Here is an 8,149-nt window from a genome sequence, read left to right on the forward strand (position 1 = left end):
CCCCCAATGAACGTTAGTTGAACCAATCGGGCCGTTACTGGCTGTTGGAGCTCCGGCTTTGACATGACGTGTCCCTTATTTCTTGAAGGGGGAGGCTTACAAAAGCCCTTCGATGGGGCGAGTAATCGCAGCCCCACTGCGATAAAAAAAGAGTCGTAAGATTTTAACGACTCATTGCTGGCATGATGACCATAATACAAATTTCGTCTACGGATTGATCCAATTTATTTACATCTACATCCTGGCGTTCCCTTTAATGACAGCGCTTCCAGTTTAGTGGTAGCGATTAAAGCCATTTCGTAGCAAACAGCTGTGACTAAGTCTAGTGGGTTTATTGCTCTTTTGACTTAGACAAATGAAAATGTTTTTGCCGATACTTTTCAGGCGGCAAACCTGTTTCTTCTCTAAATGTCTTAACAAAGTATGGATAATTTGTGTAACCTACTTTTACTGCGATATCTGCAACCTTTAAGTTTGTATTCATCAATAATGTCTTAGCTTCCGCTATTCGAATCTGCTTAATATATCGAGTAATACCGATCCCCTCTTCTTTTTTGAAAAGATCACTTAAATATCTCGGTGATAAAGAAACTTGATCTGCTAATAATTCAAGATATAACTCCTGGTGATAGTGGGCTATAATGTACTTTTTAACATTTTGAATCGATAAGTTAGAGGAAACATAGACTTCATTTAAATAGCTGTTTATAACCGATATAATTGATTTGACTATCACGAGAATTTCTTCAAGATGATCGGCCTCAATAATTTTCTTTATCATGGTTTCTTTAATCTCCGGTAAGCTGATTAGCGTTTCGGTACTAAGTCGCTCAATAAAATTAGCATAAAAGAAGCGAATAAAAGGAATGGACACAGTTGGATGATGGTTATGATAGTCTAAAATTGCTTGAATTTTTTGCTTAAAAACACTTTTATCACCAAGCTTAATAGCTTTTATCACCTCAGACATTAACAAATCTTCTTGATCGGCTTCTTGACACGGTTTGGATTGATCAGTGACCGATCTTTCATTTTGATAGAAGGCTTTTTCTTCTAGTTTTTTTTCAGCCTGATAAAAGTGTCGGTGCAGATTTTCTACTGAATCAATCCGTGCGGTCATTTGATACATCAACTTATGACCAAGAGATATATTCAGGAATGCCATGGCTTGCTGAATCGTCTCAAGATGATTAAGCCCTTGAAAATAGATAATGAATTGATTCGCACTATGTTTAAAGTAATCGGCACTCTCTAATTGCCTTACATATTGGTCGATTTGCGGAGTATGTTCTGAGCTAACATATCCTTTGATTTGGCAGACAACATAATAATAAATCGTATTTAGGAAGTCAAAATTAATAAATGGATATTGCTTTTTAAGACTATTCAGCGGAACTTCGTTAATGAGTTCTCTAATAATATGTTTTTGTAATGCACGTTCTCTTTGTTCATCCGTTAATTTAGTATTTTCCTTTTGATCTAATTCCTCGACTATTTGATTGATCGAATTAAAAAATTCATGTGGTTGGACAGGCTTAAGGATATAGGTGGTTGCATTGACTAATAGTGCTGTTTTCAAGTGTTTATAATCATCATGTCCACTAAAAAAGATAATCTTCAGTTCTGGATGATTAACTTTGGCATACTCTGCTAATTCCGTTCCCATCATAAAAGGCATTTTAACATCTGTAATCAAAATATCGATTGGGTGCTGATCTAAAAGATTTAACCCCTCTTTCCCATTTTTTGCTTCGAGAATGTTAAACAAATCAGGCCATTGATCTAAGAGAAATTTAATCATATCACGTTCTTGTTTCTCATCATCTAAAATCAAAATATTATACATGATGCCCTCCATCGAATGAAATTGACTAGAGTTTAATCCCCCACTTCAAGTCTTGAACTGGGGGATCGTTACGAAATGGTATGATCAACGGTGGTTACGCTTATGCCCACCACATATGGGTTGGTTTCTCTGCTATATTAACTGATTTCAAGTTCTGCACTGCCTTCATGAAGCCTTCTTCTATCGACATAATCGGATCTTCGTGCTCAATGCTGACCACATGGTCATAACCATACGTACGTAAGGCGCTGATTATATCACTCCATACTTGGATACTATGGCCATATCCAACTGACCTGAAGTTCCAAGCACGTGTTTGGATATTGGAATAAGGTTGCATATCGGTTAGGCCGTACATATTGACATTATCTTGATCGATGTAAGTGTCTTTGGCATGGAAATGATGAATCGCATTGGCTTTACCTAAGATTTTAATCGCTGCCACAGGATCAATCCCTTGCCACCATAGGTGACTTGGGTCTAAATTCGCCCCAATTGCTGAACTAGTCGCTTCACGTAATTTTAACATTGTATAAGGCGTATGGACAAGGAAACCAGCATGTAATTCTAAGCCAATTTTTACCTGGTGCTGGTCAGCAAGCTGGGCAATCTCTTGCCAATAGGGAACCAGTTTCTCTTCCCACTGCCATGACAATAAGTCGCTAAATTCATTTGGCCATGGTGCGACAGGCCAGTTCGGGTATTTCGCACCGTCTTGGTCGCCAGGTGTTCCAGAAAACGTGTTAACGACTGGTACACCCATGAGACCCGCTAACTGAATGGTTTTCCTTAATGATTCATCTGACTTTTTAGCAAAGCCTTGATCAGGTGAAATAGGGTTACCATGACAGCTAAAAGCGCTAATCGTTAAACCACGTTCTTTAACCTTTGCCAGGTATGCCTCCCGTTCAGCCTCACTTGCCAGTAGCTCGTCAAGCTTTGCATGCGCATCTCCGGGGTAGCCTCCTGTACCAATTTCAACAGCATCTAACCCTGCGGCCTTTACGTAATCTAACATTTCTTCAAACGATTGATCAGAGAAAAGAACTGTAAATACACCTAATTTCATCTCAATTCCTCCTATTGGGCAATTTTAACATGCTTACCTGTTTCACTTGACTCAAGTGCTGCAAGAATAATTTGCAGTGAACGTAACCCTTCTTCGCCTGTAATGCTTGGTTGTTGGTCCAATTGAATCGCATCGATAAAATGATTGATAACATGTGACGTCGTTTGACCACCAGCTTCATTCGATTGAATTTTACCTAGTTCATATTTAACCGTTGCACCATCTGTATAATTAACAATTAAGCTATAATCAGGGTCATCCTCTAGTCGTAATACTGCCTTTTCACCATAAATGACTGTTGCGTTGTCTTCTCCGGCTTTATAAGCCCAGCTTGCTGTCAAGGTCCCAATGATACCGGACTCGCTCTTTAGTAAGCAGACGGCATTATCATCAACTGTAGCAAAGTCTTTCGCATTTGTGGCTACGATCGCTGATACATCAGTAAATTCCTCGTCTAATAGATAGCGAATTAAGTCAGCCTTGTGGACACCTAGATCACCCATCGCACCAATAAAGGCTTGCTCTTTTTTAAAGAACCAGCTAGACTTCCCATCGGCACTCCAGCCTTCAGGTCCGCCATGACCAAATGCTGTCCGGAAACTATAAATCTTTCCTACCGCACCAGAAGCTATCAGCTCTTTAGCCTTTTGATGTGAAGCAACAAAACGTTGGTTATGACCAATCATCAGCTTTTTACCACTTCTTTCCGCCGCTCTAATCATCGCTTGTGCTTCCTCATATGAGGTTGCCATTGGCTTCTCGCATAAAACATGACAACCTGCCTCTAAGGCTGCAATCGATACCGGTGCATGCAAATAGTTTGGTAGACATACACTTACTGCATCGAGATCAACTTCTTTAAGTAATGTTTGATAATCAGTATAGGCCTTAGCTTGATATTGCTCAGCTACGTCCTCGGCCCGTTCTGGGACAATGTCACATACAGCGACAATCTCAACTTCGGGATGAGCATCATATTCAAGCAAATGTCGATATTTAGCAATACTCCCACACCCAATTACAGCTACGCGTTGTTTACTCATTCGAACCACTCCTTTATCCTTTAAAAATTCTATTTAAGCGCATTTTCAAATCAAGCCGGATCGACTGATCAGGCTATTTTTATAATTTTTCAGAAATCCTTTCAAGTGGCTGTACATTCCCGTACTTATGAATCGGTGTAGCTAATGGGGCAGCCCAGTTAACAGCATTTTTTATTACGGTTTGAACATTTTGATCGTAATAGGTTGGATACGTTTCATGTCCTGGACGGAAATAAAACACTTTGCCTCTACCGCGTTGATAAGTCGCACCGCTTCGGAATACTTCGCCACCTTCAAACCAGCTAATAAAGATGAGTTGGTCAGGAGCCGGAATATCAAAGTGCTCACCGTACATTTCTTCTTTTTCAAGTTCAAAATATTGATCCAATCCTGCCGTAATTGGATGACTTGGATCTACCACCCACAGTCGCTCACGGTCATCAGCTTCACGCCACTTTAAATCACAGCCCGTTCCCATTAATCGCTTGAATATTTTTGAAAAATGTCCTGAATGCAACACGATTAAGCCCATGCCGTCTAAGACACGTTGATGAATTTCTTCAACAAGCTGATCATCAACCTCATGGTGTGCAAGGTGCCCCCACCAAATTAACACATCCGTATCAGCCAGCTTGTTTCCATCTAAACCATGCCCTGGCTCATCTAATGTTGCCGTTGACACATCGTGCCCGGCCTTTGTTAGAAATTCAGCAATTGCTCCATGAATACCTTTTGGGTAAATGTCCGCAACAATTGGGTTTTGTTTCTCGTGACGGTTTTCATTCCACACGACAACTTTCATCTCTTCATTCTCCTTTTCTATTTTGTTATCTTATCGTTACTAAAATTGAACACGTCGTTTTTCTTTTCCCGACTGATAAATGGCATTAATCATCTTCTGGGTCGCTAACGCCTCTTCACCGGTAATATCGAGTTCCGCATTGCCTTGAAGTGTCTCGTAAAAGTTATTAATTTGTTTAACATGACTAACACCCCAATAGCCTTTAACCCCTGATTCATAGGTAAACGTTTCAAGTGGATTATGATCTGCAATAAAGGTGCGACCATCATTAAGTTCAACAGTCGCTTTGTCAGCAACCATTTTGGCAAAGCCCTTTTCACAATGCAGCTCGATTTCTACTGGCGCATCATAGCTATAGTAATTGATTGCATGGAACGCCGTAACCACCCCATTTTGGTAGGCAATAACTCCCTCAGCTGCATCCTCTACTTCAATCATCTCATGGGCCCGATTGCTCGTTGTCGCATCAACATACTTCAATTCACTGTTAACAAACCAGCGCATCAAGTCCATTGTATGAATGGCTTGGTCAATAATTACACCGCCACCCTCTTTGTCCCAAGTCCCTTTCCAATCACTTTTTTGGTAATACTCATCTGAGCGATCCCAGGTTACTGATAGTTTGCCTGACTTGATACGACCAAGCTCACCGCGCTCAAGCATAGTCTTGATAAGCTGAGACCCAGGGTTATAACGATTTTGAAAAATAACACCAAGGGTAACCCCCGCTTGCTTAGCTGTTTGAACCATCGCCTCTGCATCATGATAATCAATCGCCATCGGCTTTTCCGTTAAAATATGAATCTGCTGTTTAGCCGCTTCAATCGCAACCGGTGCATGCAAATAGTGAGGCAAACAAATATGAATGGCATCAAGATGTTCTTTTTCAAACATTTCCTTATAATCAAGATAGGCTTGACAATTATATTGCCTTGCCTTTGCCTCTGCACGATCTTGCTTGACGTCACAAACAGCCACTAAATTTGTATCCTCTCGCTCTACCACAGATGCGGCATGCATAGGGAAGATATTACCACATCCAATAATCCCCACTCTAAATGTCTTCATTTTTACTTCCTCCTATCAAACGCTTACAACTACACTATTTGGTCTTTTGAAAAAGTCTATACCATTATCCTAATGTTACATTGTTATTTTTGATATAGATGATATAACAAAAACATATACTATTTTGCTAAAAGAAATTTTAATGTGGAAGAAGCGAAGAAATCTTTAAATGGCCTGAAGCTATATTACAGCGAATGCATAGTGTGTTACGTGATAGATACATTCCCTGTTTTATCAATAAAAGACATGTAATTAACGAAATATATTGGGTATATTTTTAAATGGGAAGATTAAAAGGGACTAACAACATCATAATATAGCATTCAGATTCTCTAGTGCCCCTCTACATCAAATAGGGAAAACCACTGGTAAAGCTATTTAGTCAGATATTCTATATAACCTTTGTTTAGCAGGGATTAGCTTTAGAAACAATATGCAAGTATTAGATATCAACATTTAGAGGTTAATCATCATGAAGGAGTACTCCCGTCGTTCTATCTACGGAAAAATTACGAATAGATTTAAGTAGCAGGGAGAAAGCGAAGGTATCCTATTGGAGAATAAAAATGGTGGTAACTGATGATATTATGGTTATTTACTAAAATTTTAAACAATAGATAGGGGATACGTTTTAAAGTGGTTGTACGTACTATATAATTTATTAAATCATATAGGGCTTATAAGGATTATCTCTATGTCATGAAAAAAGAGGGGAACGTTCGTCACTCGTCTCCCCAAAAAAGATGGTTATCGGAAGTGTAACTAAACTGTGTAAGTAAGAGAGCGTACGGCTCTTACTAGTTTACACTCACCTTTATTCGGTTAGGTAGCCCCACCCTAAAAAAAACTTGAAAGGCTCTTTGGCCAATCAAGGTAGTAATAAGAAAAGTTAACATAAATATTTTTCTTGTCTATGTTCATAAAATCACATTTCCCAGCATGAATTTCATAATTTTTTCTTCTATAGAATTTCAGCAAATCATTCATCCATCCTAAATTCTTTAGTATTTTTTGTTAAGGGAGTAAACGATCGTTTTTGACCAATAGTTGAGACGTCAGTTGATGTCAAGGTTTCTTCCGCGTTTATATAAACAAAAGGGAACAAAACGAACAAACTTACAACCATGAATAACGTTCTTTTAGACATAAGATCATCTCCTATCCCCAAAAGTTTAACACATATGGAAAAATTAAACTACAATGGTTTTTATTAATTTTACCATATCAATCTACTATTATTGAGTTAAATAATTACTTAAATCGCTATTACTTAATAGATTAAGGCACGGATTATTTAACTGTAATAGTCCTTCGCTACTCTCCTGTTTTACATAAACCATCAGTTATACTTAAATGACAACTACTTAACCGCAATGTGAATTTCTATTGTCCCATCCGGGTTATATTTCTCAAAATCATACGTGTAGGCTCGCTGTAACACTCTTCTATCTTCACGTTCCCAGATTGCTTTCCACGTATTTAGTATCCCATGCTCATCTTCTGCATCAACCTTAAAAACTTCATATTTACTGTCGTCTAAAATTTGAAGTTGGGCTTGATCGCTACTGGTTTCTATGGCTACAGCCAATGTATAATCTCCTTTATAATTAGATTCATAATCATAGTACACTCCGTATTTAATCACATCATTGTTTAAAAGATTTGAAGCTTCTTTCCACATCCCCGAAATCTTCTGCATGATACGTTCATCGTTGAAATTATTCGTTCTAACACTATTCATGATTTTAAAATACATAATCTTCTCCCTTTCAGTTGTATATTTTAATGATTGTTAACTATGTTAGCCAAACTTTTTTTAGCTCCAGAAGGCTCTATAAAAAGCGAGCCGTTCATTTACTAACTCCTTATTTGATGCCAAATGTGAAAGACATATAAAACTAGAACCTAAGTCTTTTGGATATGCAATTAACCTATGTATCTTTAACTACACTGTATAAAAATATAGCATGTATTATGTTCATTTTTATCATAACCAAATTAGAGTTCATGTGCAATGTTCAAAGGATAAACCTTACCGCCCCTTATTAACCCTTATTTGATAAAATCAAGATATGTTACAACATCTTTCACATTCTTTATTTTCTTTAAAAGTATTAGTTTTATACAAATAGAAAACAGAGTAATGATAGTAGATCCATTACTCTGCTTTAAAGCTCTATTCATTGTTCTAGCTGTTTTAATCGGGCACGTGTCTGATAAATAATCTTCCTAATGCTATCAATTGATAAGTTGTAGGTACCCTCCAAGTCTCTTAACGAGCTGCCTTCCGTGTACAGCCGATAGATTTCTTCATTTCTTGG

Annotated in this window: 7 protein-coding genes; all 7 read right to left on the minus strand. The window is 38.1% G+C overall.

From position 1 onward, the window contains the following. Window positions 1-331 precede the first annotated feature (331 nt). The 7 genes from ASE01S_RS14975 to ASE01S_RS15000 all read right to left on the minus strand — a co-directional run bounded on the left by ASE01S_RS14975 (window position 332) and on the right by ASE01S_RS15000 (window position 7,584). Window positions 332-1,846: a response regulator transcription factor gene (locus tag ASE01S_RS14975; RefSeq protein ID WP_067844270.1), complete on the minus strand. Its 1,515-nt coding sequence runs from the start codon at window positions 1,844-1,846 to the stop codon at window positions 332-334. 100 nt (window positions 1,847-1,946) lie between these two features. Further along, window positions 1,947-2,915: a sugar phosphate isomerase/epimerase family protein gene (locus tag ASE01S_RS14980; protein ID WP_067844273.1), complete on the minus strand. Its 969-nt coding sequence runs from the start codon at window positions 2,913-2,915 to the stop codon at window positions 1,947-1,949. Between the two features lie 11 nt (window positions 2,916-2,926). Next, window positions 2,927-3,958 (minus strand): Gfo/Idh/MocA family protein, encoded by a 1,032-nt coding sequence (locus ASE01S_RS14985; RefSeq protein ID WP_067844276.1) that lies wholly within the window; start codon window positions 3,956-3,958, stop codon window positions 2,927-2,929. A gap of 79 nt (window positions 3,959-4,037) precedes the next feature. After that, entirely contained in the window at window positions 4,038-4,760 is a 723-nt protein-coding gene (locus tag ASE01S_RS14990; protein ID WP_067844279.1) for a ThuA domain-containing protein, read from the minus strand. Window positions 4,761-4,799: 39 nt separating this feature from the next. Next, on the minus strand, window positions 4,800-5,828 hold the full coding sequence (locus ASE01S_RS14995) for a Gfo/Idh/MocA family protein (protein ID WP_067844282.1): 1,029 nt from the start codon (window positions 5,826-5,828) through the stop codon (window positions 4,800-4,802). 979 nt (window positions 5,829-6,807) lie between these two features. After that, the gene (locus ASE01S_RS15935; RefSeq protein ID WP_157065245.1) at window positions 6,808-6,975 is read right to left on the minus strand and encodes a hypothetical protein; all 168 of its coding nucleotides are present in this window, start codon (window positions 6,973-6,975) and stop codon (window positions 6,808-6,810) included. Window positions 6,976-7,188: 213 nt separating this feature from the next. Further along, a complete protein-coding gene (locus ASE01S_RS15000) occupies window positions 7,189-7,584 on the minus strand; it encodes a GyrI-like domain-containing protein (protein ID WP_067844285.1) in 396 nt (131 codons plus the stop codon). Window positions 7,585-8,149: the final 565 nt, after the last annotated feature.

It is taken from the genome of Amphibacillus sediminis NBRC 103570 (assembly GCF_001552275.1).
Lineage (GTDB): Bacteria > Bacillota > Bacilli > Bacillales > Amphibacillaceae > Amphibacillus_B > Amphibacillus_B sediminis.

Excerpts from the sequence above, each read along its gene's own strand:
- ASE01S_RS14980 (WP_067844273.1), bottom strand. The coding sequence starts at position 2,915 with ATGAAATTAGGTGTATTTACAGTTCTTTTCTCTGATCAATCGTTTGAA.
- ASE01S_RS14975 (WP_067844270.1), bottom strand. The coding sequence starts at position 1,846 with ATGTATAATATTTTGATTTTAGATGATGAGAAACAAGAACGTGATATG.
- ASE01S_RS15000 (WP_067844285.1), bottom strand. The coding sequence starts at position 7,584 with ATGTATTTTAAAATCATGAATAGTGTTAGAACGAATAATTTCAACGAT.
- ASE01S_RS14995 (WP_067844282.1), bottom strand. The coding sequence starts at position 5,828 with ATGAAGACATTTAGAGTGGGGATTATTGGATGTGGTAATATCTTCCCT.
- ASE01S_RS15935 (WP_157065245.1), bottom strand. The coding sequence starts at position 6,975 with ATGTCTAAAAGAACGTTATTCATGGTTGTAAGTTTGTTCGTTTTGTTC.
- ASE01S_RS14985 (WP_067844276.1), bottom strand. The coding sequence starts at position 3,958 with ATGAGTAAACAACGCGTAGCTGTAATTGGGTGTGGGAGTATTGCTAAA.
- ASE01S_RS14990 (WP_067844279.1), bottom strand. The coding sequence starts at position 4,760 with ATGAAAGTTGTCGTGTGGAATGAAAACCGTCACGAGAAACAAAACCCA.